The sequence below is a fragment of the Janthinobacterium pasteuri genome (genome assembly GCF_051380775.1).
GTDB lineage: Bacteria > Pseudomonadota > Gammaproteobacteria > Burkholderiales > Burkholderiaceae_D > Janthinobacterium.
The window spans coordinates 249,944-273,510 of the sequence record NZ_JBNYXS010000004.1 but is presented as its reverse complement, the minus strand read 5'-3'; the positions used below and the strand labels follow the sequence as shown (position 1 = coordinate 273,510).

20 protein-coding genes are annotated in these 23,567 nt (G+C 64.1%); 8 read left to right on the top strand and 12 right to left on the bottom strand.

Going from position 1 to position 23,567, the window contains the following annotated elements; all coding sequences use genetic code 11:
* The first annotated feature begins 347 nt into the window (after nucleotides 1-347).
* Both ACQ4WN_RS06955 and ACQ4WN_RS06950 read left to right on the top strand, forming a co-directional pair.
* Complete coding sequence (locus ACQ4WN_RS06955; protein ID WP_436550852.1) at nucleotides 348-1,184, top strand: universal stress protein; 837 nt, start codon at nucleotides 348-350, stop codon at nucleotides 1,182-1,184.
* Between the two features lie 69 nt (nucleotides 1,185-1,253).
* A complete protein-coding gene (locus ACQ4WN_RS06950) occupies nucleotides 1,254-2,120 on the top strand; it encodes a hypothetical protein (protein WP_436550851.1) in 867 nt (288 codons plus the stop codon).
* A gap of 51 nt (nucleotides 2,121-2,171) precedes the next feature.
* On the opposite strand, the gene ACQ4WN_RS06945 is transcribed toward ACQ4WN_RS06950, so the two are convergent.
* From ACQ4WN_RS06945 to ACQ4WN_RS06935, 3 genes are all read right to left on the bottom strand, one after another.
* Nucleotides 2,172-4,490, bottom strand: coding sequence for an NADP-dependent malic enzyme (locus ACQ4WN_RS06945; RefSeq protein WP_436550850.1), 2,319 nt, complete (start codon nucleotides 4,488-4,490; stop codon nucleotides 2,172-2,174).
* 174 nt (nucleotides 4,491-4,664) lie between these two features.
* Nucleotides 4,665-5,045 (bottom strand): hypothetical protein, encoded by a 381-nt coding sequence (locus tag ACQ4WN_RS06940; protein WP_436550849.1) that lies wholly within the window; start codon nucleotides 5,043-5,045, stop codon nucleotides 4,665-4,667.
* A gap of 34 nt (nucleotides 5,046-5,079) precedes the next feature.
* A complete protein-coding gene (locus ACQ4WN_RS06935) occupies nucleotides 5,080-6,279 on the bottom strand; it encodes an MFS transporter (protein WP_436550848.1) in 1,200 nt (399 codons plus the stop codon).
* Nucleotides 6,280-6,400: 121 nt separating this feature from the next.
* Here ACQ4WN_RS06935 and ACQ4WN_RS06930 point away from each other — a divergent pair, with 121 nt between their 5' ends.
* Nucleotides 6,401-6,922 (top strand): MarR family winged helix-turn-helix transcriptional regulator, encoded by a 522-nt coding sequence (locus ACQ4WN_RS06930; protein WP_436550847.1) that lies wholly within the window; start codon nucleotides 6,401-6,403, stop codon nucleotides 6,920-6,922.
* Here ACQ4WN_RS06930 and ACQ4WN_RS06925 read toward each other — a convergent pair.
* Nucleotides 6,919-7,524 (bottom strand): hypothetical protein, encoded by a 606-nt coding sequence (locus ACQ4WN_RS06925; protein ID WP_436550846.1) that lies wholly within the window; start codon nucleotides 7,522-7,524, stop codon nucleotides 6,919-6,921. The genes ACQ4WN_RS06930 and ACQ4WN_RS06925 overlap by 4 nt on opposite strands.
* Before the next feature lie 89 nt (nucleotides 7,525-7,613).
* On the opposite strand from ACQ4WN_RS06925, the gene thiL reads away from it, so the two are divergent.
* On the top strand, nucleotides 7,614-8,594 hold the full coding sequence (thiL, locus tag ACQ4WN_RS06920) for a thiamine-phosphate kinase (RefSeq protein ID WP_436550845.1): 981 nt from the start codon (nucleotides 7,614-7,616) through the stop codon (nucleotides 8,592-8,594).
* 7 nt (nucleotides 8,595-8,601) lie between these two features.
* Here thiL and ACQ4WN_RS06915 read toward each other — a convergent pair whose 3' ends face one another.
* Genes ACQ4WN_RS06915 through ACQ4WN_RS06905 form a run of 3 tightly spaced genes read right to left on the bottom strand, consistent with a single transcriptional unit; the run spans nucleotide 8,602 to nucleotide 13,823 of the window.
* A complete protein-coding gene (locus tag ACQ4WN_RS06915; protein ID WP_436550844.1) occupies nucleotides 8,602-11,178 on the bottom strand; it encodes an EAL domain-containing protein in 2,577 nt (858 codons plus the stop codon).
* Nucleotides 11,175-13,205, bottom strand: a complete 2,031-nt coding sequence (locus ACQ4WN_RS06910; RefSeq protein WP_436550843.1) for a sensor histidine kinase, YfiR-like protein-associated — start codon at nucleotides 13,203-13,205, stop codon at nucleotides 11,175-11,177. The genes ACQ4WN_RS06915 and ACQ4WN_RS06910 overlap by 4 nt, the downstream gene beginning before the upstream one ends.
* On the bottom strand, nucleotides 13,206-13,823 hold the full coding sequence (locus ACQ4WN_RS06905; RefSeq protein WP_436550842.1) for a TOL_0243 family YfiR-like periplasmic protein: 618 nt from the start codon (nucleotides 13,821-13,823) through the stop codon (nucleotides 13,206-13,208).
* Between the two features lie 223 nt (nucleotides 13,824-14,046).
* On the opposite strand from ACQ4WN_RS06905, the gene ACQ4WN_RS06900 reads away from it, so the two are divergent.
* A complete protein-coding gene (locus tag ACQ4WN_RS06900; protein ID WP_436550841.1) occupies nucleotides 14,047-14,529 on the top strand; it encodes a CinA family protein in 483 nt (160 codons plus the stop codon).
* On the opposite strand, the gene ACQ4WN_RS06895 is transcribed toward ACQ4WN_RS06900, so the two are convergent.
* A complete protein-coding gene (locus tag ACQ4WN_RS06895; protein WP_436550840.1) occupies nucleotides 14,519-16,291 on the bottom strand; it encodes a GGDEF domain-containing protein in 1,773 nt (590 codons plus the stop codon). The two genes, ACQ4WN_RS06900 and ACQ4WN_RS06895, sit on opposite strands and share 11 nt — an antisense overlap.
* Nucleotides 16,292-16,503: 212 nt before the next feature.
* Here ACQ4WN_RS06895 and ACQ4WN_RS06890 point away from each other — a divergent pair, with 212 nt between their 5' ends.
* The 3 genes from ACQ4WN_RS06890 to ACQ4WN_RS06880 all read left to right on the top strand — a co-directional run bounded on the left by ACQ4WN_RS06890 (nucleotide 16,504) and on the right by ACQ4WN_RS06880 (nucleotide 20,514).
* The gene (locus tag ACQ4WN_RS06890) at nucleotides 16,504-17,232 is read left to right on the top strand and encodes a P-loop NTPase family protein (RefSeq protein ID WP_436550839.1); all 729 of its coding nucleotides are present in this window, start codon (nucleotides 16,504-16,506) and stop codon (nucleotides 17,230-17,232) included.
* Nucleotides 17,233-17,604, top strand: coding sequence for a conjugal transfer transcriptional regulator TraM (gene traM / locus ACQ4WN_RS06885; RefSeq protein ID WP_436550838.1), 372 nt, complete (start codon nucleotides 17,233-17,235; stop codon nucleotides 17,602-17,604).
* Between the two features lie 81 nt (nucleotides 17,605-17,685).
* Nucleotides 17,686-20,514, top strand: a complete 2,829-nt coding sequence (locus tag ACQ4WN_RS06880; protein WP_436550837.1) for a M16 family metallopeptidase — start codon at nucleotides 17,686-17,688, stop codon at nucleotides 20,512-20,514.
* A 2-nt stretch (nucleotides 20,515-20,516) separates the two neighbouring features.
* Here ACQ4WN_RS06880 and ACQ4WN_RS06875 read toward each other — a convergent pair whose 3' ends face one another.
* From ACQ4WN_RS06875 to tcdA, 4 genes are all read right to left on the bottom strand, one after another.
* Nucleotides 20,517-20,918, bottom strand: coding sequence for a ribosomal maturation YjgA family protein (locus ACQ4WN_RS06875; protein WP_436550836.1), 402 nt, complete (start codon nucleotides 20,916-20,918; stop codon nucleotides 20,517-20,519).
* A gap of 128 nt (nucleotides 20,919-21,046) precedes the next feature.
* On the bottom strand, nucleotides 21,047-21,979 hold the full coding sequence (cysK, locus tag ACQ4WN_RS06870; RefSeq protein ID WP_436550835.1) for a cysteine synthase A: 933 nt from the start codon (nucleotides 21,977-21,979) through the stop codon (nucleotides 21,047-21,049).
* 84 nt (nucleotides 21,980-22,063) lie between these two features.
* Nucleotides 22,064-22,528, bottom strand: coding sequence for an FKBP-type peptidyl-prolyl cis-trans isomerase (locus tag ACQ4WN_RS06865; RefSeq protein ID WP_436550834.1), 465 nt, complete (start codon nucleotides 22,526-22,528; stop codon nucleotides 22,064-22,066).
* Nucleotides 22,529-22,692: 164 nt separating this feature from the next.
* On the bottom strand, nucleotides 22,693-23,535 hold the full coding sequence (tcdA, locus tag ACQ4WN_RS06860) for a tRNA cyclic N6-threonylcarbamoyladenosine(37) synthase TcdA (protein WP_436550833.1): 843 nt from the start codon (nucleotides 23,533-23,535) through the stop codon (nucleotides 22,693-22,695).
* Between the last annotated feature and the right edge of the window lie 32 nt (nucleotides 23,536-23,567).

Below are 23,567 nucleotides of genomic sequence, written 5' to 3'. Positions count from 1 at the left end.
CGGAAAAAGGGATACGGGAAGGTAAGACAACCTGAGAAGTGAACTCCCGCCACGGCCAGCGTTGTTGCGTCACACAAAGAAGTGCCGACACGATGCTGCCGACGCCGATGCAGACCACTGGGAGGGCAAGGAGTTCACAACCATTATCGCTTGCTACGGGATGAGCATATTGATGCATATCAAGTAGGCCGGCATTTTCTGGCAATAGCATTGCAAATGACCATGGCGTGTCTCTTTTTGACCCACATCAAGCCCAGCATAAGAAAACCGCCATCCGGCACGGCAATGCTGGACTTGCCCGTATTGCCGTTCTAGCCTTGTTGTCATCCTGACTACCGAGCGACAACATGGCTTACAAATCCATCCTCGTCCACGCCGACCTGTCGCGCCATGCGCCGCAGCGCATCGCCATCGCGGCGCGGCTGGCGCACGCGCACCAGGCGCACCTGATCGGCGCGGCGATGACGGGCATGTCGCGCTTTACCCTGGAAAACAATCGCGGCATGCGCGGCGGCGCTGTGGCGGCGCAGATTTCAGCACTCCACGGTCAGGCAGAACGGGCGCTCGACCAGTTTGAAACGCTGGCGCGCCAGGCCGGCGCCATCTCGCTCGAGCGACGCCTGATCGAAGACGATGAAGATGGCGGCATGGCCGTCAGCGCCCGCTACAGCGACTTGACGGTGCTGAGCCAGCACGACGACAGCGAAGCCCTGCCCGGCGCCATGAGCGACCTGGTGCCCTACGTGATGCTCAACGCGGCCCGTCCCGTGCTGATCGTGCCGCGCAGCGGACAATACACGCAAGTGGACAAAACCGTCGTGGTGGCCTGGGATGGCAGCATGGAAGCGACGCGCGCCATCGGCCACGCCCTGCCCCTGCTGTGCGGGGCGCGCCTGGTGGTGCTGGCCCTGCTGCACCCGCCCGCCGGCCATGCGCAGCCGGCCCGCCATCCGGGCGCCGACATCGCCGCCTACCTGAGCCGCCATGGCGTGCCCGTCGAAGTGCGGCCGGCCGTCGCCACGGGCGACATCGGCGCGGCGCTGCTGGCCATGACCGCCGAAGTGCATGCCGGCCTGCTGGTGATGGGCGGCTACGGCCACGCGCGCTTCCGCGAAATCCTGCTGGGCGGCGTGACGGAAACCGTGCTGCGCCAGATGACGGTACCCGTGCTGATGGCGCATTGAGGTCAGGCGCGCCATGTCTGTTTGTTAAATAGCTATAATTGCCTGATTACTTACTTCAAGGCAATGTAGATGGAGCAACAACTAGTCAATTGGGGTAGCACCCTGGCGCCGTTTGGCAGCGATCTGCTGTGGACCGTCCTGCCGTGGATGCTGCTGTATGGCGTGATCGGCTTTGTGCTGGCGGTCGGCATCTGCTATCAGCTGGCCAGAAAATGCCTGCTGGTGCGCCGTCCGCCCACCTGGCATGTGGCCTCCAAACTCAGCTATGTGTTGATACTGGTCGCGCTGCCGCTCCTCGGCGGCGGGTTTGGCGCCGTACACAGCGTACACCGCGTGGTCAACCAGGCCCTTGAGCGCGACCTGCAGCCGGTGTTCGAGGCACAGATGCCGGCGCTGCGCGTCTACCTGGAACAGCAGGTCAAGCTGATCGCCCCGGGCCAGCCCATCAGCGTGCGCAGCCTGCTCGAGCCATTCGTGCAAGGCATGTATTACCGCCCCACATCCAGCAGTTACTGGGAACGCAGCAAGGCGCGGTGGATCAATGAATTCATTCTGCGCCGCGGCAGCGTGCTGCTGACGCAAGTGCTGCAGGAACAGCTGATCGCCAGGGTCGGCCTGCTCGGTGAAGCGCTCAAGGGCGCCAACTTTCGTGGCCAGGCGACCAGCGAACTGGCCACGCTGGGCACCGATCTGGCCGTGCGCCTGACCACCGATGTGGCGCGCCAGGCCGACTTCAGCAAACTCGACAAGTCAGTGCCGATGATTTTCATCGACGCCATCAAACGGCAGGCCAGCGCCTATTTCAACTCGCTCAAGATCACACTGGGCCTGTTCGCGCTGCTAGCGCTGCTGCTGGTGTGGGGCGAAATCATGTTATACCGCCACTATTACCTGCGCCGCCATCCGGCCACGGCCCTGCCCGTGGCGCCAATGTAAAAAAGCCACCCCTCCTTACGGATGGGGTGGCTTTCCATGAGCAGCTAACGCTTAGACTTTACGCTGGGCGACGGCGTCGACCACGCACAGGGCCGTCATGTTGACGATGCGGCGCACGGTGGCCGATGGCGTCAGGATGTGCACGGGCTTGGCGCAGCCGAGCAGGATCGGACCCACGGCGATGCCGTTGCCGGCAGCCGTTTTCACCAGGTTGTAGGCGATGTTGGCCGACTCGATATTCGGCATGACGAGCAGGTTGGCGTCGTTCTTCAGTGCCGAATTCGGCATGAGTTTTTGACGCAGCTTGCTGTCGAGTGCCGTATCGCCGTGCATTTCGCCGTCGATTTCCAGGTCCGGCGCACGTTCCTTGATGATGGCCAGGGCGGCGCGCATCTTTTGCGCCGAAGCGCTGTCGCTGGAACCGAAGTTCGAGTGCGACAGCAACGCTGCGCGCGGCGACAAACCGAAACGGGTCATCTCTTCGGCGGCCATGATGGTGATCTCGGCCAATTGCTCGGCATCCGGGTTTTCATTGACGTGCGTGTCGACCATTACCAATTGGCGCTCCGGCATGATCAAGACGTTCATCGCCGCGTAGACATTGCTGCCGGCGCGCTTGCCCAGCACCTGGTCGATGTATTTCAGGTGCAGCTGGGTGGTGCCGAAAGTGCCGCAGATCATGCCGTCGGCGTCGCCCTTGTGGATCATCATCGAACCGATCAGGGTGTGGCGGCGGCGCATTTCCAGCTTCGCGTATTCCTCGGTGACGCCCTTGCGGCTGGTCATGGCGTAATACGTGTTCCAGTAATCGCGATAGCGCTCGTCGAAGTCCGGGTTGATGACGTCGAAGTCGACACCTTGCTTGAGACGCAGGCCGAACTTCTGGATGCGCGCTTCGAGCACGGGTGGACGACCGACCAGGATAGGACGCGCCAGTTTTTCATCGACCACCACTTGCACGGCGCGCAGCACGCGCTCTTCTTCGCCTTCGGCGTAGACGATGCGTTTGAGTTCGGCCGGCGTGGACTTGGCCATCAGGAACAGCGGCTTCATGAAGGTGCCGCTGCGGTAGACGAATTGTTGCAGGCTGTCCGCGTACGCTTGCAGATCCTTGATCGGACGCGTGGCGACGCCCGATTCCTCGGCCGCCTTGGCAACGGCCGGCGCGATCTTGATCAGCAAACGCGGATCGAACGGCATCGGAATCAGGTATTCAGGACCGAACGACAGGTTGCTGATGCCGTAGGTGGTGGCGACGATGTCGGACTGCTCGGCATGCGCCAGGTCGGCGATCGCGTGCACCACGGCGATTTCCATTTCGCGCGTGATCGTCGTCGCGCCGCAATCGAGGGCGCCGCGGAAGATGTACGGGAAGCACAGCACGTTGTTGACCTGGTTCGGATAGTCCGAACGGCCCGTGGCGATGATGGCGTCGCTGCGCACGGCCTTGACTTCTTCCGGCAGGATTTCCGGATTCGGGTTGGCCAGTGCCAGGATCAGCGGGTTCGGCGCCATCTTGCGCACCATGTCCTGTTTCAGCACACCGCCGGCGGACACGCCGAGGAAAATGTCGGCGTCCGGGATCACTTCGCCCAGGGTGCGCAGCGGCGTGTCTTGTGCGAAGCGTTCCTTGTCCGGGTCCATCAGTTCCGCGCGGCCCTTGTAGACGACACCGGCCAGGTCGGTGACGTAGATATTTTTGAGGGGGAAGCCCAGGTCGACGATCAGGTCCAGGCAGGCCAGCGCTGCGGCGCCCGCGCCCGACACGACCAGCTTGCAGTCCTCGATTTTCTTGCCGACGGCTTTCAGGCCGTTCAGGATGGCCGCGCCGACGATGATGGCGGTGCCGTGCTGGTCGTCATGGAAGACGGGAATCTTCATGCGGTCGCGCAGCTGGCGCTCGATGTAGAAACACTCGGGCGCCTTGATGTCTTCCAGGTTCACGCCGCCGAAGGTCGGTTCCAGCGAGGCGATGATGTCAACCAGTTTATCGGGGTCCATCTCGTTGATTTCGATGTCGAAGACGTCGATGCCAGCGAATTTCTTGAACAGCACGCCCTTGCCTTCCATCACCGGCTTGGCGGCCAGCGGGCCGATATTGCCCAGTCCCAGCACGGCCGTGCCGTTGGTGATGACGGCCACCAGGTTGCCGCGCGCCGTATATTTATAGGCATTGGCCGGATCGATGACGATTTCTTCACACGGTGCCGCCACGCCTGGCGAGTAGGCCAGCGCCAGGTCGCGCTGGTTGGTCAGTTGTTTGGTCGGCGTCACGCTGATTTTGCCGGGGCGCGGGCACTCGTGATATTCGAGTGCGGCCAAGCGCAATTGTTGACGCAATTCTTCTTTTTTATCAGATGACGAATCCATGCTGTGCTGCCTTCCTGTTTGGTCGATCGGGTATTCCGGATTTTATCAGACCGATTCTTTCAATTAGCTAGGTATTTTCCGCTAGCCACAGTCTGATATCACGAAAACGCATAACCTAGCATTGTAAGGCCGTCCGGCGGCACAAACGCTCTAAACAGGAAAAACTATCAAATTTTATATTTCAATTAGTTTTTGTGATGATTCACCGGGAGCACGCCACAGCGGCAGCGCGGCGACGGCGCGCTCGATATCATCCATCTCGTCCGCACCCAGAGTCGTGTCGAACGGCGCGGACAGGATGCTGCGCATCAGCGCCAGGCGGCCTGTGGCTTGCTGCGCGTCGATGAAGCGCGTCGTCTCCGCGCAATACTGCGCGCGGCGCAGGGCATCGGCGCCGTCATCGTCGCCGTCGGGATAATAATGACGGCCGATGTGATGCAGCGACTGCAGCAGGAATTCAATTTCGCGCAAGATGCGCAGCGCATCCTCGCCGGACAGCACGATGCGGCGGTTGGCGGGCAACAGGGACGGTGGTGGGGTGATATCGTCAGCCATGGCAGCATCTTTCTTTCGGGGACAATCCGACAGCCTACGCGATTTTCCCTGCAGGCGACACCAGCCTGCCCCCCGGCGCAAAACACACGGCAATCAGCAATAACACCACCACACCGCCCGCCATCACCATCCACGCCTGGGCCAGGCTGGACGAGTGCTGGCGGATCAGGCCGGCAATGAACGGCATGCTGCTGGCGATGATGTAGCCGCCGCCCTGCACAAAGCCCAGCAGCGCGCCGGCGCCGGCCGGGTCACGCACGTGGTCCATGCTGACGATCAGCGACAGGGGAAACAGCGCGCCGATGCCGCAGCCCAGCAGAATCACGGCGGGCAGCGCCAGTTGCGCCGGTGCCACGATCAGGCAAGCCAGTCCCGCCAGCACGGACAGCAAGACGGCCAGCAACAGGATGCGGCGGTCGGGAAAGCGGTGGATGATGCTGGAAATCACCAGTCCCGCCAGCACTTCCACCAGGGTCAGGGCTCCGAGCAGCAAGCCGCTGTCGGCGGCACTCCAGCCCAGTTCCGTGTAAAACGGCGGCAGCCAGGCCAGCACCAGGGTGTAGGCACCCGTGCCGATGCCGAAAAACACCATCAGCAGCCAGGCGCGACCGCTGCCCACGGGCAGGCTGGCACCCGCGCCGCTGGCCACCTCCACGCGCGAAGCGGCAGCGCGACGCCACAGCAGCGCGGCGGCCACGGCAGGCAGGGCCCACAGGGCCAGCAACGCTTGCCAGCCCAGCGACTGCGCCAGCGGCGAGGCGGACGCGGCGGCAATGGCCGCGCCGCCCATGATGCCCGTCGTATAAAACCCCATCAACTGGCCCGCCCGCGCGGGAAAATGGCGCTTGATGAAGGCCGGCAGCAAGGCTTGCACCAGCGCAATGCCCAGGCCGCCCAGGGCTGCCGTGGCGATCAGCCCGCCGCTGCCATGCAAAGGCCAGCGCAGCGCGCAGGCGGCAGCGATGATGGCGATGCCCAGCGAGATGCCGCGCACCACGCCCAGGCGGCGCTGCAGCTGCGCACCCGCCAGCGCACACACGCCCATGGCGAACACGGGCACGGTGGTCAGCAAGCCCGCGTCGGTATTGCTGATGCCCGTGCTGGCCTGGATGCTGTCGAGCAAGGGGCCGATGGCGGCCAGGATGGGCCGCAGGTTCAAGCCCAGCAGGATGATGGCGGCCACCAGCAAGGCGGACGAGGGAGGCGGGGCAGAGATGGGGCGTTGGGATGGCATGGGATAGTAGTCCTTGCCTCGCAGGGAGGCACATGGTTTAATGCGTCATAGAATAACTCGATGAAAAGTATCTTAACATAGAGATAGAAATCTATCTTGATGTCGAGATAAATGCCTACCCATGACAACTACCCCGCAAGAACACACGCGCGCGCAATTTGCCGCAGCACAATGGCAACGCGAACTGCCGCAGATGGATACGAGCGCCATGCAGCTGGTGGGCCAGCTGGGCACGGTGGCGCAGCTGATGGCGCGCGACTGGCTCAATCCGCTGTTTGCCGAACATGGCTTGCAACCGGGCGAATTCGACGTGCTGGCGACCCTGCGCCGCTCGGGCGCGCCCTACAGCCTGACGCCGACGGCCCTGTACGAGGCGGCCATGCTGTCCTCGGGCGGCATGACCAACCGCATCGACCGGCTGGAAGCGGCCTTCCTGATCGAACGCCAGAAGCACCCGACGGACAGGCGCGGCGTGCTGGTGGCCCTGACGCCCCGGGGCCTGGCATTGATTGAACAGCTGGTGCTGCTGCACGTGGAGAACGAGCGCGCCATGCTGTCGCCTTTGAACGCGGACGAACAGCGCCAGCTCGACCAGTTGCTGGCCAAGCTGCTGCAGGGCATGGCGCAGGCAAAGAAAGTTTAGGAAAGCAGGCCCGCCAGCTCGCGCAGCGCCGCATTGCCGCGCCGTGCCAGGCGCTGCAGTTCGGCAGGGTCGCGGCTGTCGTACAGGGCCTGGACATGGCCCACGCTAGCCGCGCGCAAGTCGATATCGCTGTCGCGGTCGGGAACATGGGCGTCGGCCACATGCCCCTCGACCAGGGTCAGGTAGTAATGACGGGGCTTGCCCCACAAGTTGGCGGAAAACTGCAGCACCAGGCCGCTGTCGAACAGCAGGGCGCCGCTGCGGCCACCCTGCTCGAGCAGCACGCGAAACGCCGGCAAGGGCTGCTGCGCCGCGCGCAGAAAACCGGCCAGGTGCACCTGATAGCCGAGGCCCAGGCCATTCGCGCCCAGCTGGCCGCGCTGCAGATACGCCTTGAACGATGCCTGCACCGGCCGCTTGCCCCTGCGGAACAGGCGCTCGTCCTCGTACAGGCACAGCTGGCCGCCGTCGCTGACGGCATCGAAGCCGTGCGCCACCAGCTCCTGCGCCTCGAAAGTGGCCAGGCCAACGGCTTGCGGGTCGCGCAGCCAGCCATGGTCCAGCCAGGATTGCAACAGGAGGTGAATATCGAGGATGGGCATAGTAAGCGGCTCGGCAGTGACAAAGGCCTGTATTGTAGGCCAGCCTATAATAGCCGGGCCACACCACCATTCAACGCACACACTACGCCATGGCCCCACACGACGCGCTTTCCGAATTCGACCTGATCAAACACTATTTTGTGCGCCAGCGCCCCGGCCGCGCCACCCTGGGCATCGGCGACGATTGTGCGCTGCTCACGCCCGGCGCCGGCAAGCAGATCGCCATTTCCTCGGACATGCTGGTCGAGGACCGGCACTTCTTTGCCGGCGCCGATGCCCGCATGCTGGGCCATAAAACCCTGGCCGTGAACCTGTCCGACCTGGCCGCCATGGGGGCGCGCCCTGTGGCCTTTACCCTGGCCCTGGCGCTGCCCCAGGCCGAGCGCAGCTGGCTGGCCGGCTTTGCCGAAGGCCTGTTTACGCTGGCCGACGCCTTTGGCTGCGAATTGATCGGCGGCGACACCACCAAGGGCCCGCTAAACATCTGCATCACCGTGTTCGGCGAACTGGCGCCGGGCCATGCCCTGCGCCGCAGCGCAGCCGTGGTAGGCGACGACATCTGGGTCAGCGGCACGCTAGGCGACGCGCGCCTGGCGCTGGCAGGCTACCGCATGGAACAGGAATTGTCGCCAGCCGACCTGCTGATGGCAGGTGCGCGCATGCACACGCCCACGCCGCGCGTGGCGCTGGGCTGCGCCCTGGCCGAAGCGGGCCTCGCGCATGCAGCCATCGACATCTCGGACGGGCTGGTGGGAGACCTGGGCCATATTCTGAAGGCTTCGCAAGTGGGCGCCACCCTCGACGTCGACGCCCTGCCTGCCGGCCCCGTGCTGGCGCGGCAGGAAACCGGCCTGCGCCGCCGCTACACGGCCGCCGGCGGCGACGACTATGAACTGTGCTTCACGGCGCCCGCCTCGTCGCGTGACGCCATCGCTGCGCTGGCGAGCAGCTGCGGCACACCCGTCACGCGCGTGGGCAGCATCGAGGCGCAATCAGGCTTGCGGCTGGTGGATGCGACAGGCTTGCCGCTCGATTTGCAGTTATCGTCCTTCGACCACTTCAGCGATTAAATAAGCGCTAGCGCACCGCCACCCGCGCCAGCCCCGGCTGGTTCACCATCCAGTAGTGCTGGAAGGCCAGGCGGATGTTGTCGCGCAGCTGGGTGTCATCCCACGGTTTCGTATAAAAACGGTAGATGGCGCCCCGGTTGATCGAGTCGAGCACGGCTTCCAGACCTGTGTAGCCGGACAGGATGATGCGGATCGTTTCCGGGTACAGCTCTTTGACTTTGCTGAGGAATTCCGTGCCGCTCATGCTGGGCATGCGCTGATCGCAGACGATCACGTGCACGCGGTGCAGGGCGAGCATTTCGAACCCTTCGGCAGGCGTGCTGGCCGTGAGAATCTGATAACCCTCGGGACGGAACAGGCGGTGCAGCGACGACAGCACGTTGACGTCGTCGTCGACGATGAGCAGGGTTTGCGCTGGCTGGGCGGCCGGGTCGTGGCCGGGTGGCAGGCCCGCGCCGGCGACGATCATTTGCCCCAGTTCCAGCGCCGGCAGGGCACGGCTGAAATAAAAGCCCTGGATTTCATCGCAGCGGTTGCGCCGCAGGTATTCGAGCTGCGGGCGCGACTCCACGCCTTCGGCCACCACGCTCAGTTTCAGGCTGTGCGCCATGCTGACGATGGCCAGCGCGATGGCCGCATCATTCGGGTTGCTGGTGATGTTGCGCACGAAGGCGATGTCGATTTTGAGCTTGTCGATGGGGAAGCGCTGCAGATACGCCAGGCTCGAGTAGCCGGTGCCGAAATCGTCGATGGCCACCTTCACACCGATTTTCTTCAACTTGCCCAGCACGACGATGGTGCGCTCGGCGTTCGACATCAGCGCCGTTTCCGTCAGTTCCAGCTCCAGCAATTCGGGCGCCACATCGTACTGCGCCAGCGCCCGCGTCACTTCGCCTTCCAGATCGCCTTCGGCAAACTGGCGGCTCGACACGTTCACTGCCACGTGCACGGGCCCCACTTCGCTGTCGCGCCACTCGGCGATCTGGCGGCAGGCAGCCTGGATCACCCAGGCGCCCACCCGCACGATCAGGCCCGTGTCTTCCAGCACGGGCACGAATTCGGCCGGCGCCACCAGGCCGTAGCCGGGACGGCGCCAGCGCAGCAGCGCTTCCACGCCGCTGATGCGGCCCGTGCGCAAATCCACCTTGGGCTGGTAGTACAGAATGAATTGCTCGTGTTCGAGCGCATGGCGCAGCGCCAGTTCCAGGTCCAGGCGCGCCAGCACCTGCACGTTCATGCCGGCGGTGAAAAAGCGGTAGCCGTCGCGGCCCGCCTGCTTGGCGCCGCCCATGGCCGTATTCGCGTATTTAATGAGCGTTTCCGGGTCGGTGGCGTCGTCCGGATACATGGCGATGCCGATGCTGGCCGTCAGGGTGGCCGCGTGGCCGCGCAAGTCGAACGGCGCGCGCAAGGCTTCGCGCACCTGGTTGGCCACTGCCACGGCTTCCTGCTGGTTGCGGCTCATGGTGAGTATCAGCGCGAATTCGTCGTTGCCCAGGCGCCCCACCGTGTCGCGCAGGCGCACGCATTCGACCAGGCGGTTGCTGAACTGGCGCAGCAATTCGTCTCCCAGCGCCGCGCCCAGGGTGTCGTTGATGCTTTTGAAGCGGTCCAGCGCGATGAACAGCACCACGATGCGCCAGCTTTTTTCCTGCGCCAGTTCGACGGCCTGGGCCAGGGTCTGGTAAAACAGGCTGCGGTTCGGCAGTCCCGTCAAGCCATCATAATGGGCCAGGTGCTTCAGGCGCTCCTGCGCCTGACGCCGTTCGCTGATATCGCGCGCCACGGCGATCAGCAGCAGGCCACCCGTGGACTGCCCGCCCGCCACGGGCGCTTGCGCATACCAGTGCCAGCCCAGCTCCACGGGCACCAGGCTCAGGTCGCGCCGCACCAGTTCGCATTCCGTCACTTCCGTGGCCAGGTGGGCCTGGCCGCCCGGCAGCGCGGCCAGGGGCGGGGCCGGCGGCGACGGCAGCAAGGTGCCGGGCGCCAGCGACAGCAGTTCGGTGCGCGCATAGCCGAGCAGGCGGCACGCGCCGTCATTGGCGTCGACCAGCGTCATGCCCAGCACATCGACGAGGAAGATGGCGTCGGTGGTGGCGTCCATGGCGCCGCGAAAGCGCTGCAGTTCAGCCGTGCGCTGGCCCACCGTGCGTTCGAGCAGCGTGTTGTAGTGGCGCGCGGCGCGGTGCAGCAGCCGCACTTCCAGCATGTTGCGGATGCGCGTGAGCACTTCGAGCGCGTCAAACGGCTTGCTGATGAAGTCGCGCGCGCCCGCTTCCAGCGCCGCCAGCTTGGCATCCGGGTCGGCGGCAATCACCAGCACGGGCAAATAGCCTTCCAGTTCCAGCGGGCGCAAGGTATCCATCACGGCATAGCCGCTCATGCCGGGCATCACCAGGTCGAGGATGATCAGGTCAAACTGATGGCGCTGGTGCAGGCTGGCCACGGCGCGCGCGTCGAGGGTGCTGGTGATGGCCGTGTAACCGCCGCTGCCCAGCAGATGCTCGAGCAGGCGCAAATTGACTTCCTGGTCGTCGACGATGAGAATTTTCGCCGCATAGATATCGGCCTGGCTGATCATGGCGCGTCTGCTCCCTTCTGCCGGCGCTGCTGCGCCACATAAGTCAGGGTGCTGTTGATCGCCTCGGTAAATTCATCGAGGTTGATCGGCTTGGTCAGATAGCGGTAAAAGCCCAGCGCCATACTGCGCTCCACATCGCCCGGCATGGCATTGGCCGTCAGGGCGATGACGGGAATGTGCGCCGTACGCGGATCGGCGCGCAGCAGTTTCAACGCATCCGTGCCATTCACATACGGCAGATTGATATCCATCAAGATCAGCTGCGGCAGGTGCGTGCGCGCCATCTCCACGCCCAGGCGGCCATCCGTTGCCGTCAGCAGTTGCAATTGCGGACAGTAGCGCACGATTTCTTCGACCAGGGTCAGGTTGGCGGGATTGTCTTCCACGTACAGCAAGGTGACGGGGGCGCTATTGTCGAGCAGCGCGCAGGCCAGGTCCGGCCGCGGCAAGGCCGGGGCCGCGGGTACGGGCACGGCATCGACCACGCGCAGTTCGATCCAGAACGTGCTGCCTTCGCCGGGCGCACTCGTCACGCCGATACTGCCATCCATCAATTCCACCAGGCGCTTGGTGACCACCAGGCCGATGCCGCTGCCTTCTTCCGTGCCACCTTCCTGCCCCAGCCGGTTGAAGGGCTGGAACAGCAGCGCCAGCTGTTCAGCATCGAGTCCCACGCCCGTGTCGCGCACGCTGACGCGCACCCGCCCGCCCGCCTGCGGCGCGCAATCGATGGCCACCTGCCCCTGCTCCCGGTTGTACTTGAGCGCGTTCGACAGCAGGTTCAACAGAATTTGCTTGAGGCGCGTGCGGTCGGCCAGCACGTTCAGCGGGCAGGCATCGGGAAAGGCCATGCCGATGCCGCGCTGGCTGGCCAGCGGCGCGATCATGTCGCGGCATTCCTGCAAGATGGCGTCCAGGCCCACGGGTTCGAGCGACAGGCTGACCGTGCCCGACTCCACCTTTGCCAGGTCGAGGATTTCATTGATCAAGGTCAGCAAGTGGCGCCCCGATTTCAGGATATGGCCGGCGAACTCCTTCTTTTGCTCCAGGGTCGATGGCAGGCGGTCCGAACTGAGGATTTGCGCGAAGCCCAGGATGGCGTTCAGCGGCGTGCGCAATTCATGGCTCATCGACGACAGGAAGGCCGATTTGGCATAGTTGGCGCTGCGCGCCTCCTCCATCGCCATGGCCAGTTCGCCATTCGTCATTTCCAGTTGCATCGTGCGCTCGTGCACGCGCACTTCCAGTTCCTGGTTCAGGCGCATGACTTCCTGCTGCGCCTGGGTGCGTTGCTCGCCTTCGCGCGCCAGTTCGCCGTTCGAGCGCTCCAGCGCCTGCGTGCGCAGCTCGATTTCGGCCAGCATCTTGTTGAAGGAATCGACCAGCTGCGCCACTTCGTCGTCGCTGAGCTTGCGCGCGCGGCGCGAGTAGTCGCCCGTCTCGATCACTTCACGCGCCACGTCGGCGATATCGAGGATGGGCTGCGTGATGACGAAATCGAGGCGGCGCAGCAGCAGCAAGGCCACCAGCAGCGCCAGCACCGTCACACCCAGCGCGATTGCCAGGTAGTCGACCGTGCGGCCTGCCAGCTCATAATCGGCGCGCAGATACACGGTGCCCAGCAATTCGCCATTGTCGACGATGGGCTTGAACAGTTCCAACGAGCTGCCCTGGATGTTGACACCTTCCTTGCCCACCTTGGCCGGCAGCTCGCCCACGCGTTCATGTGCGCGGTAGCTGGCAAACAGGCTGCCATCGGCCTTGTACAGGGCGCCGGCCGTCACGCGCGGGCGGATGCGCATCAGGTTGAGGTTTTCCAGCGCCAGGCGCTCATCGTCGAAGGCCAGCGCGGCCGAACTCATGTGTCCCAGCAGCTCGGCCTGCGTACTGATATCGGCCACCAGGTTGCGGTGGTAGGCGCGCAAGTCGTAGACGACGATGGTGCCCAGCGAAATGACGAGCGCCACCAGGGTGGTCAGCAAGACCACCGACATCAGCTTGTGGCGGATGGAGCGCAGTCTGATCATCTAGGCTCCCCCCGTCTGCACGCGATAGGCGGCCAGCAGCATGCGCGCGCTGATGCGGATATGCGCCTGCGCCACGGGCTTCAGGGCCACGTCGAAGCGCACCTTGTCCTCGGCCATCACAAAATTGATCATGCTGCCCATCGCGTAGACCTCATCCGAATCGGACACCGTCAACAACGCCAGGCCACGACTGGCGGCCAGCATCTCCTGCAGGGCCGTTTTCTCCAGCGCGCCCAAGTACAGCACGTGCAGTCCGGCCAGCGCTTCGCCGCGGCGCACTTTTTTTACCTGCACGGCGCGGCCGTGGACGCTATGTCCGGCCACGCTCTGTTCGAGCTGTTCGGCCAGCGCATCGGCGCCCGCCACGCCGATCACCAGCGGCGCATCGGGCCGGGCAAAGCTGCCGTCTGGCCACTCGACATAGCCGGCAAATTTGTACAGATACGCGGCCTTGACCTGGCGTTCCAGCTCACCCGGCACCTGCGCTCGCGCATCGGCGCACAGCACGCCCAGGAGCAGCAATAGCCAGCCCCAGCGGGGGGAGCGGCGGCCGGCGCCGCGCACGGGGCGACGCAGGGGGCCAGGATGATGCCACCAGGAGCAGTTCAGAATTGCCATGACAACCGAGTAAAGATAATGCATACGAAGGCGCGGCACCATGCCGCGTGCCTGTTCGGGCGATGCGCACCAGGGCGGCGCAGCAACAGAGCGCCTGCCGGCCCAAAGTGGTAGCAAATGTATAAAAGAGTGTACGCATTTTCGCTGTTACCGGGGAAAGTTTCTTTTGCCGTCAGCCATGCTACAGTCTCGCCACCGTTTCCACCGCATGCAGGAGTCATCCATGAGCAACGCACTTGCCCCCCTCTCCACCGCCGTCGGCCTGGCCTTGCAGGCGAAGGGCCTGCTGCTGGCCACGGCCGAGTCGTGCACGGGCGGCGGCGTGGCGCAGGCCGTCACCGACGTCTCGGGTTCGAGCGCCTGGTTCGAACGGGGCTTCGTCACCTATTCCAACGGGGCCAAGAGCAGCATGCTGGGCGTGCCCGCCGAGCTGATCGCTGAACACGGCGCCGTCAGCGAGGAAGTGGCCGCCGCCATGGCACAAGGCACACTGGCCAAGAGCGAGGCTCAGGTAGCCGTCTCGACCACCGGTATCGCCGGTCCCACGGGCGGCGTGCCCGGCAAGCCCGTCGGCACCGTCTGCTTCGGCTGGGCCATGGACGGGCGCGTGCAGACGCAGCGGCTGGTGTTCGCCGGCGACCGGCAAGCCGTGCGCGAGCAGGCGGTCGCGCATGCCCTGCAGGAACTGCTACGCTTTATTCAATAGGCCCGGCGATGCAGGCGCGGTCGCGGCCCGCCTGCTTGGCCGCATACAGGGCGCTGTCGGCGCGCATCAGCAACTCGTGGCGGCCGGCGCCATGGCGCGGATACTCCGCGATGCCCGCCGAAAAGGTGCAGCCCGTCAAGCTGTGCGGCGCCTGCCGGATCAGCAGCTGACGGTAGCGCGCGGCGATATCGTCGATCTTGTGCGCGGCGATGCTGCTGTCGGCTTCGCGCAACAGCAGGCAGAATTCCTCGCCGCCATAACGGCACACCATGTCGCTGCCGCGCAGCTGGCTCTCCACCAGGCGTGCAAACTGGATCAGCACTTCGTCGCCAAAGTTGTGCCCGTAGGTATCGTTGACGCGCTTGAAGAAATCCAGGTCGATGATGGCGATGGTCACGGGCGCATCTGCATCGGCTTCGTGCAGGATGGCATTGAGGCAGGTTTCAAAATGGCGGCGGTTGTACAAGCCCGTCAGGTGGTCGCGCATGGCCTGCTCCTTCAGGCTGTCCTGCAAGGAATTGACATGCAGTATCTGGTGCGCCAGCTCGCGGTTCAGGTGCTCGAGCTTGACGTTTTCCGTCTCGCGCGCCGCCTGCAGCTCCAGCGCCTTGTCGCGCTCGGCTTTCAGGTTGTGCATTTCCTTTTCCAGGTTGCGCATCAGGCTGCGCGAGGCGCGCGCCGACTTGCTGCCAGCCTCGAAGGCGGCCTGGTATTGCTGCAGGAAACCGTACGCGGCCTGCCATTCGCCCAGCTGGGCATTGATCTCGGCCAGCCCGCGCAGGATCTGCTGCTGGTGAAATGGATTGCGCGTCCAGCTCAGCAGGCTATGTGCCTGCATCAGCGAGGCCAGCGCCTGCGCCGTCTGGCCCGCGTGCAAGTCCAGCTTGCCGCGCACCAGCCACGCATGCATCTGCTCTTCCAGGTCCTGGCCGCGGCGTGCATACTCTTCGGCCCGCAACAGCAGTTGCAAGGCGCTCTCGGGCTGTTGCAGCAGGATGGCAGCGTGCGCGGCGATGCAGAACAAGAAGGCGCGCACGGCCAGGTCTTCTTCCGGCCACTCGTAAAACGGTTCCACCAGCGCCAGCGCTTCGGCCGGCTTGCCCGTGGCTAGCAGGCACATGGCCAGGTTGGCCGAGACGATGGTTTGCTGGTATTTCAGCTTTTGCGTGCCGATGATCTCGAGCGCCTCGACCAGCAGGGGGATGGCGTCTTCGTCGTTGCCCAGGTCATGCTGCGACGACGCCAGGTTCGACAGGCTGTTGACCCGGTGCGCAGGGCTGCCAAAACGTTCGGCGATATCGAGCGCCAGCAAAAAATTGCGCGGGCCGTCCTGCGTATCGCCACGGTTCAGGGCATCGACGCCCAGACGCGCGTACAGCATGAACTTGTGCAGCGAGTCGGGTATCTGCGCGGCCAGGCTGCGCGCCTGCAGGAAATGCTGCTCGGCATCGGCAAAGTCGCCGCGCCGGCTTGCATACGCGCCCTGCAGGGCCGCCACTTCCATGCCCCCTTCCAGGTCGCCGCTATGCTGGAAATACGCGCGCAGGCGCTCGCACGATGGCTCGGCCTCGCCCGCGTAATACGCCAGCCAGCAATGATTGAGTTCCGCATACGCGCCACCGCGCGCATACTGTTGTCGTTGCGCCGCCGCCAGCGCCATCTGCGCCAGCCGGCGGGCCTGACGGCGGTTGCCGACCAGGCAAGACAGGGCTTGCTGATTCAGGCGGTCAATGTCGGCTTTATCGAGACTGGAGATCGGCACTGCGTCCTCGTTCACACTCCGGGGTGGATTTTTCACACAAAACTTGCTTTGTATCAATGGTATCCTGATTAACATCATAACCAGATTCGCTGTTCCGCATGGCATATTTGCAAAGGATTGTGGTAAAAATGCCAGTCGTGGCCTGGACTGGCGCCCGCGCCGCTGTCACGAATCTTTGATTGTCACTGATGCAACAACTTGGAGTAGTCGCAATGCAAAACACGGTACATTTCATCCTGCAGGGCAAGGGCGGCATCGGCAAGACCCTGGTATCGACCCTGCTGGCCCAGTGGATAGGCGGCAAGGACGACACGCCCTTGCGCTGCTATGACACCGATCAGGAAAACGCCACGTTCTCGCGCTACAAGGCGATGAACGTCAAGCATGTGCCCGTGATGACGGATGCGCGCAACATCGACCCGAAACGCTTTGACGCGCTGATGATCGACATCCTCGACACAGACGGCAACTGCGTGGTCGACAATGGCGCGAACACGTTTTCGCCGCTGATGGGCTACCTGCTGGAAAACGACTGCTTTTCGCTGCTGGAAGAATCGGGCCGCAAGGTGTATATCCACACCATCGTCGGCGGCGGCGATACCCTGCACGACACGGCCACGGGCTTTGTCGCCACGGCGCAAGCGACGAAAGTGCCGCTGGTGCTGTGGCAAAACGAACACTTTGGCCTGCTGCAATCGGCATCCGGCAAGCAGTTCATGGAATCGCAGTCGTATGCCGACAACCGCGCGCGCGTCAAGGGCTGCATTACCTTGAGCCAGCGCAATCCCGACACTTTCGGCGCGGACGTCAAGAAAATGAACACGGCGCGCCTGACGATGCAGGAAGTACTGCAGAACGACAAGTTCAACATCATGGAAAAACAGCGCATCAAGGTCGTCTACCGCGACATCTTCGAACAACTCGACAAGGTGCAATGGTAGATGGACCAGCACAAACTGCGCAGCCACGTGTTTGACAAGACGGGCATCAAGATCGACGTTGACGACCCGATATTCGCCCTGGTGGCGCTGAACGAAGCGGTGCTGGCGGAAACCGTCGAGCGCCAGCTGGCCCTGCTGGACTCTGCCACGCAAGCGCTGGCGGCGCAGGCGCGCGCGGCGGGCGGCTTGCCTGCCTTGCCGGCGGCAGCCATGCTCCAGCCGGCGCCGGAAGCGCCAGTAGCGGCGCCATCGCCGGCCGGACCGGCAGGCTTCACGCCGCGCGAATGGCGCCTGCTGGGTGCGGCCGCCATCGTCTCCATCGCCTGCGCGCTGCTGGTGCTGGGCGGCGCGGCCCTGCTGTATAAACTGTAGCTTCGACCGTTGCACCATCGCGCTGCGCCAGCCACGAGCGGGCCGCAGCGTCTTCCCCCCCACCCTAGCCTGGAAGCATGCATGAAACCGATCAAACTATTGGCCATTCCCGCCCTGATGCTGTCGCTGTACGGCGCCCCGCTCACCCTCGCCCACGCCGCCGGTGCAGCCGCTGCGACGGCAGCCACGGCCGTGCCAAATGTTGCCTACGAAAAATACACGCTGCCGAATGGCCTCGACGTGATCCTGGTGGAAGACCATAAATTGCCCGTCACGGCCGTCAATGTCTGGTACCACGTGGGTCCCGCGAATGAAGCGCCGGGGCTGACGGGCTTTGCGCATCTGTTCGAGCACATGATGTTTGCCGCCACCAAGCACGTTCCGCGTGGCATGGCCGACCAGTTGCTGGAAGGCGCGGGCGCCACCGATTCGAACGGCAGCACGGATTTCGACCGCACCAATTATTTCGACACGGTGCCATCGAACCAACTGGAACTGGCCCTGTGGGCCCATTCCGACCGCATGGGCTATCTGCTGGACGTGCTCGACCAGACGGCGCTGACGAACCAGCAGGACGTGGTGCGCAACGAACGCCGCCAGAGCGTGGAAAATGCTCCCTATGGCATCGTGCAGGAAGCCCTGTACCACCAGCTGTTCCCGAAGACCCACCCGTATTACGCCAGCGTCATCGGTTCGCATGCGGACATCCAGAACGCCAAACTGGCCGACATCAAGGAATTCTTTAGCAAATACTATGGTCCCAACAACGCCAGCCTGGTGATCGCCGGCGACATCGACAAGGCGAAGACCAAGCAACTGGTCAAGCAATACTTTGGCAGCTTCAAGAGCGGCCCCGCCGTGGCCAAGCCCGATGTCGTGACGCCGGCCATCACGCAGGAACGCAGAGTCGTGGTGCAGGACCGGGTCGAGTTGCCGCGCGTCTTCATGGCCTGGCTGACGCCGTCCGCCTACGCCAACGATGACGCGGAACTGTCGATGGCCGCGCACATCCTGGCCGGCGGCAAGTCCAGCCGCCTGTACAAGTCCCTGGTGTACGACAAGCAGATAGCGCAGGATGTGGGCGCCAACCAGAGTTCGAACGCCCTCACCTCCGTGTTTACCATCGACGTGACGGCCCGCCCCGGCCACCAGCCCGAGGAAATCGAGCAAGCCATGCAGGCGGAGCTGGAGCAGCTGCGTGCCAAGGGGCCCACCGAGAAGGAAATCGAGCGGGCCCGCAACAGCATCGAGACCGCCATGCTGAGCCAGGTGGAAAAAGTGGGCGGCAACGCCAACATGATGAACCAGTACAACCAGTACCTGGGCGACCCCGGCTACCTGGGCAAAGATATCGAACGCTACCGCCAGGTGACGGCGGCCGGCGTGCAGCGCGCCGTCGACACCTACCTGAAAAACCAGGCGCGCGTGGTGGTGTATGGCGTGCCGGGCACGCCGGACCTGGGCGCGGAAGTGCCGACACCGGCGCCGGGCAAGGTCAAGCCTGCGCCGGGCACGGCCATCAATGCGGACGAGCCGTGGCGTAACAAGGTGCCGGCCGCCGGTCCCGCGCCGAAGATCGTGCTGCCGCAAGCGACGTCCTTCACGCTGAGCAATGGCTTGACGGTGATCCACAATTACAACCCGGCCGTGCCGCTGGTGTCGACCCAGCTGGTGGTGAAAAGTGGTTCGGGCGCCAATCCGCTGGCGCAGCCGGGCTTGGCGGGCTTTACGGCGCAATTGCTGCAGGAAGGCACGGCCACGCGCAGCGCGCCGCAGATCGCCGACGACGTGGCGCAACTGGGTGCTTTTCTGGGCACAGGTTCCGGCGCGGATGCCTCGTTCGCCCAGCTGACGTCGCTGAAAACCACCTTCCCGCAAGCGCTCGACGTGCTGGCCGACGTGGTGCAGCACCCGCAATTCCCCTCGGCCGAGGTGGAACGCCAGCGCGCCAGCCGCATCGGCGAACTGGCGCAGCAGCGCGAAAACGCGGGGGCCGTGGCGGCCCGCGTGGAAGCGGCGGCCCTGTATGGCCCGCAACATCCATACGGCTATATCCAGCTGGGCACGGAAGCGGCCCTGAAAGCCACCAGCCGCGCCGACCTGCAAGCGTTCTGGCAGCAGCATTATGTGCCCAACAATGCGGCCCTGATCGTCTCGGGCGATATCGGCGCCGCGGAATTGAAGGCGCTGGCCGAAGCCAAGTTCGGCAGCTGGAAGGCGGGCACGGTAGCGGCGTCCGTGACAGCGGCGCCGGCCACGACGAAAGCCAGGCTGATCCTGGTCGACAAACCGGGCGCGCCGCAGACGGCCGTGCGCCTGTCGACCATCGCCGTGGCCCGCACGACGCCAGACTATGCGCCGCTGCAGGTGATGAACGCGGCGCTGGGTGGCTTGTTTACGAGCCGGCTGAGCAATAATCTGCGCGAAGAAAAGGGCTACACGTATGGCGTGCGCTCGCAATTCCAGTACCACAGCCAGCCGGGACCGTTCTCCATCGCGGCAGGCGTGCGCACCGACGTGACGGGTCCGGCCGTGTCGGAAACCTTCAAGGAAATCCGCGCCATGATCGCCAAGCCATTGACGGCCAAGGAATTGTCGAATGCGCGCAATTCGCAGGTGCTGTCGCTGCCGGGCCAGTTCGAGACGAATGCCAGCATCAGCGCCAGCATGGCCAACACGTATATCTACGGCCTGGGCCTCGACTACTACGCGACCCTGCCGCAGCGCTTTGCGGGCGTCACGGACAAGCAGGTGCAGCAAGTGGCGAAGAAATACCTGCAGCCGGAAAAGCTGATTGTCATCGGCGTGGGCGACAAGGCGAAGATCGCCCCGCAATTGAGCAAACTCACACTGGCACCCGTGGAATTGCGCGATGCCGAAGGTAACCTCAAGGAGGGTAACGCCAAGTAAGACTAGCGGCGCTTGAACAGCGCCAGCTTGTCGATGAACGCCGCCACGGCCACCCCGGCCGTGTAGGCGATCAAGTCGGCCCAGCCGAAGGTGGAACCCAGCACCAGGTGCCCCAGGGGATGCGCGCGCAGCTCGACGATCCACGGCGCCTGGACCAGCTGGCCACATTCGACGGCAAAACAGATCAGCAGCGAAGTCAGCGCCAGCCGCCACGTGCGCATGCGCGTGGCGATCGCGCCCAGCGCAAAGACGATCATCATGGCCCACAGGGCGTCGCCCGGATACTTGCCGAGCGCGGCGGGAAGGAATTGGGGATAAGCGCGCGAGGCCAGGCCCAGCGCGATGACAGCCACGGTCGCGCCCACCTGCAGCAGGCGGCGGCGTTCAGGTTTTACCAGGAACATATTTCCATTCAAAGGCACAATACGGGCCGAACCATTACGGCCCGTCCGATATTGTACTGCGCCTGCCGTGCCTGCCTGGCGCATATTTCGCCATGGCAACTTCAACCGGCGCCCTTGCGCCGCACCGCTCAGTCGCCCAGGCCCGCGTACAAGGCCGTGCTCAGGTAGCGCTCGCCAAACGACGCAATGATGGTGACGATGGTCTTGCCCGCGTTTTCCGGACGCTGTGCCACTTGCAGGGCAGCCCACAGAGCGGCGCCCGACGAGATGCCGACCAGCAAGCCTTCATCGCTGGCGGCCAGGCGCGCCGTGGCGAACGCGTCGTCGTTCTTGACGCAGATGATTTCGTCGTAGATGGCCGTGTTCAGGATCTGCGGCACGAAACCGGCGCCGATGCCCTGGATCGGGTGCGGTCCTTTCGTGCCTTTCGACAGCATCGGCGACGCTTCCGGTTCCACGGCAATCACTTGCACGCCCGGCTTGCGCTCCTTCAGCACTTCGCCGATGCCGGTGATCGTGCCGCCCGTGCCCACGCCGGCGACGACGATGTCGACTTGCCCATCCGTATCGCGCCAGATTTCCTCGGCCGTCGTGGCACGGTGGATGGCGGGATTGGCGGGATTGTTGAATTGCTGCAGCATCAGGTAGCGCGGGTCGGCCGCCACCAGCTCCTCGGCCTTGCGGATGGCGCCCAGCATGCCCTCGCTGCCGGGCGTGAGCACCAGTTCGGCGCCGTAGGCGCGCAGCAGGATGCGCCGTTCGCGGCTCATGGTGTCGGGCATGACCAGGGTGCAGCGGTAGCCGCGCGCGGCGCACACCATGGCCAGCGCGATGCCCGTGTTGCCGCTGGTGGGCTCGACGATGACGGTATCGGAATGGATCTTGCCCGCTGCTTCAGCAGCGACGATCATGGACAGGCCAATGCGGTCCTTGACACTGTGGGCGGGATTGTAGAATTCGAGTTTGGCCAGGATGGTGGCAGTGCAGCCGGCGGCGATGCGGTTGATGCGCACCAGGGGGGTATTGCCGATCAGTTCAGTGACGTCGTTGGCGATGTTCATGGGAATCTCCACAGCTATATCAGAAAATTCCAGTCTACCGCTTTTTCACGGCAGCGCACGTGGTGCGCTGCCGAAACTGAACAATTACTTAACGTCCAGCAATTCCACGTCGAAGATCAGTGCCGAGTTCGGCGGAATATCCCCATTGCCGGCGCCGCGCGGGCCGTAGGCCAGTTCGCCTGGAATGATCAGGGTGCGCTTGCCGCCCACTTTCATGCCGGCCACGCCCTGGTCCCAGCCCTTGATGACCATGCCCTTGCCGAGCGGGAAGTCGAACGGGCCACGGCCCACGGAGCTGTCGAACTTCTTGCCGCGCGAATCTTTCGCCAGGGGACGGTACAGCCAGCCCGTGTAGTGCACGGTGACGTTGCTGCCGGCGGACGCTTCCTTGCCCGTGCCAACCTTGTTGTCGATCAGAATCAATTTATCGGCGACAGGGCCGGGGCTCAGCGAGACGGCGGCGGCGGGAACAGGCGCTGGCGCCTGTGCCTGCGCCAGCGACGCGGCGACGGAGCAGATCAGGGCAAACAAAACGGAGCTACGCGTCATGATGTAATCTTTCAGTGAGTTTCGGTGAGATGCCTGCAGTCCAGATAGCGCAGGGACGACAATAATAGCAAACCGCTGCCCGAAGTTGAAAACCCTGTCACAAGACTTACACTTTCCACGCCCGCTGCCAACGCGCAAGAAGAACTGGCGCTGCCGGAATGGACTTAGAGGTCCGGCAAGGCTGAGGCCCCAGGCTGGCGCAAGCTTTTCAGCGCATGGGCGGCCGCCACCATGCCGAAACTGGCCGTCACCACCACGCTGGAACCGAAGCCGGCGCAATTCAAGCCTGTGACGCCGGCGGGCGTGCTGCCATCGATGGCGCACGCTTCCGCGCTCTCGGGCGTGCTCAACGGCTCCATGGAAAACACGGCGTCGACGTTGAATTTGTTTTTCACGCCACGGGGGAAACCATATTCGGTACGCAACAGCTTGCGGACACGCTTGAGCAGCGGCTCCTGCTCCGTTTTCGACAGGTCGCGCACGGCGATCAGGGTCGGGTCCGTCTGCCCGCCCGCGCTGCCGATGGTCAGCATGGGCAGATTGCGCGCGCGGCAATACGCGATCACGGCCGCCTTGGCCTTGGCATTGTCGATGGCGTCGACCAGATAGTCGAAATCGCGCCCGCCCAGCAACTGCTCCAGGTTATCGGGGGTAATAAAATCTTCGATCTGCGTGACCTGGCACAAGGGGTTGATCAGTTCGATGCGTTCGGCCAGGGCCGTGATCTTGGCCTTGCCGATGGTGTCGCTCATGGCCTGGATCTGGCGATTGATGTTCGATTCGGCAACATTATCGAGGTCGATCAGGGTCAGGCGGCCGATGGCGCTGCGCGCCAGCGCTTCGACGATCCAGGAACCGACGCCGCCCACGCCGATCACACACACGTGGGCGGCGCGGAAGCGTTCCAGCGCGGGGGCGCCGTACAGGCGGGCAATGCCGCCAAAACGCCGTTCAAAATCGATCTCGGTCAAGTCCATGGAAATTAGTTCATTGGTGGAGGTATGCATGGCGCCATTTTAACGGACACTGCGCTGGCGGA

What these genes read in the sequence shown, in the direction of transcription:
- ACQ4WN_RS06955 (WP_436550852.1), top strand. Translation starts at nt 348, where the DNA reads ATGGCTTACAAATCCATCCTCGTCCACGCCGACCTGTCGCGCCATGCG.
- ACQ4WN_RS06950 (WP_436550851.1), top strand. Translation starts at nt 1,254, where the DNA reads ATGGAGCAACAACTAGTCAATTGGGGTAGCACCCTGGCGCCGTTTGGC.
- ACQ4WN_RS06945 (WP_436550850.1), bottom strand. Translation starts at nt 4,490, where the DNA reads ATGGATTCGTCATCTGATAAAAAAGAAGAATTGCGTCAACAATTGCGC.
- ACQ4WN_RS06940 (WP_436550849.1), bottom strand. Translation starts at nt 5,045, where the DNA reads ATGGCTGACGATATCACCCCACCACCGTCCCTGTTGCCCGCCAACCGC.
- ACQ4WN_RS06935 (WP_436550848.1), bottom strand. Translation starts at nt 6,279, where the DNA reads ATGCCATCCCAACGCCCCATCTCTGCCCCGCCTCCCTCGTCCGCCTTG.
- ACQ4WN_RS06930 (WP_436550847.1), top strand. Translation starts at nt 6,401, where the DNA reads ATGACAACTACCCCGCAAGAACACACGCGCGCGCAATTTGCCGCAGCA.
- ACQ4WN_RS06925 (WP_436550846.1), bottom strand. Translation starts at nt 7,524, where the DNA reads ATGCCCATCCTCGATATTCACCTCCTGTTGCAATCCTGGCTGGACCAT.
- thiL (WP_436550845.1), top strand. Translation starts at nt 7,614, where the DNA reads ATGGCCCCACACGACGCGCTTTCCGAATTCGACCTGATCAAACACTAT.
- ACQ4WN_RS06915 (WP_436550844.1), bottom strand. Translation starts at nt 11,178, where the DNA reads ATGATCAGCCAGGCCGATATCTATGCGGCGAAAATTCTCATCGTCGAC.
- ACQ4WN_RS06910 (WP_436550843.1), bottom strand. Translation starts at nt 13,205, where the DNA reads ATGATCAGACTGCGCTCCATCCGCCACAAGCTGATGTCGGTGGTCTTG.
- ACQ4WN_RS06905 (WP_436550842.1), bottom strand. Translation starts at nt 13,823, where the DNA reads ATGGCAATTCTGAACTGCTCCTGGTGGCATCATCCTGGCCCCCTGCGT.
- ACQ4WN_RS06900 (WP_436550841.1), top strand. Translation starts at nt 14,047, where the DNA reads ATGAGCAACGCACTTGCCCCCCTCTCCACCGCCGTCGGCCTGGCCTTG.
- ACQ4WN_RS06890 (WP_436550839.1), top strand. Translation starts at nt 16,504, where the DNA reads ATGCAAAACACGGTACATTTCATCCTGCAGGGCAAGGGCGGCATCGGC.
- traM (WP_436550838.1), top strand. Translation starts at nt 17,233, where the DNA reads ATGGACCAGCACAAACTGCGCAGCCACGTGTTTGACAAGACGGGCATC.
- ACQ4WN_RS06880 (WP_436550837.1), top strand. Translation starts at nt 17,686, where the DNA reads ATGAAACCGATCAAACTATTGGCCATTCCCGCCCTGATGCTGTCGCTG.
- ACQ4WN_RS06875 (WP_436550836.1), bottom strand. Translation starts at nt 20,918, where the DNA reads ATGTTCCTGGTAAAACCTGAACGCCGCCGCCTGCTGCAGGTGGGCGCG.
- cysK (WP_436550835.1), bottom strand. Translation starts at nt 21,979, where the DNA reads ATGAACATCGCCAACGACGTCACTGAACTGATCGGCAATACCCCCCTG.
- ACQ4WN_RS06865 (WP_436550834.1), bottom strand. Translation starts at nt 22,528, where the DNA reads ATGACGCGTAGCTCCGTTTTGTTTGCCCTGATCTGCTCCGTCGCCGCG.
- tcdA (WP_436550833.1), bottom strand. Translation starts at nt 23,535, where the DNA reads ATGCATACCTCCACCAATGAACTAATTTCCATGGACTTGACCGAGATC.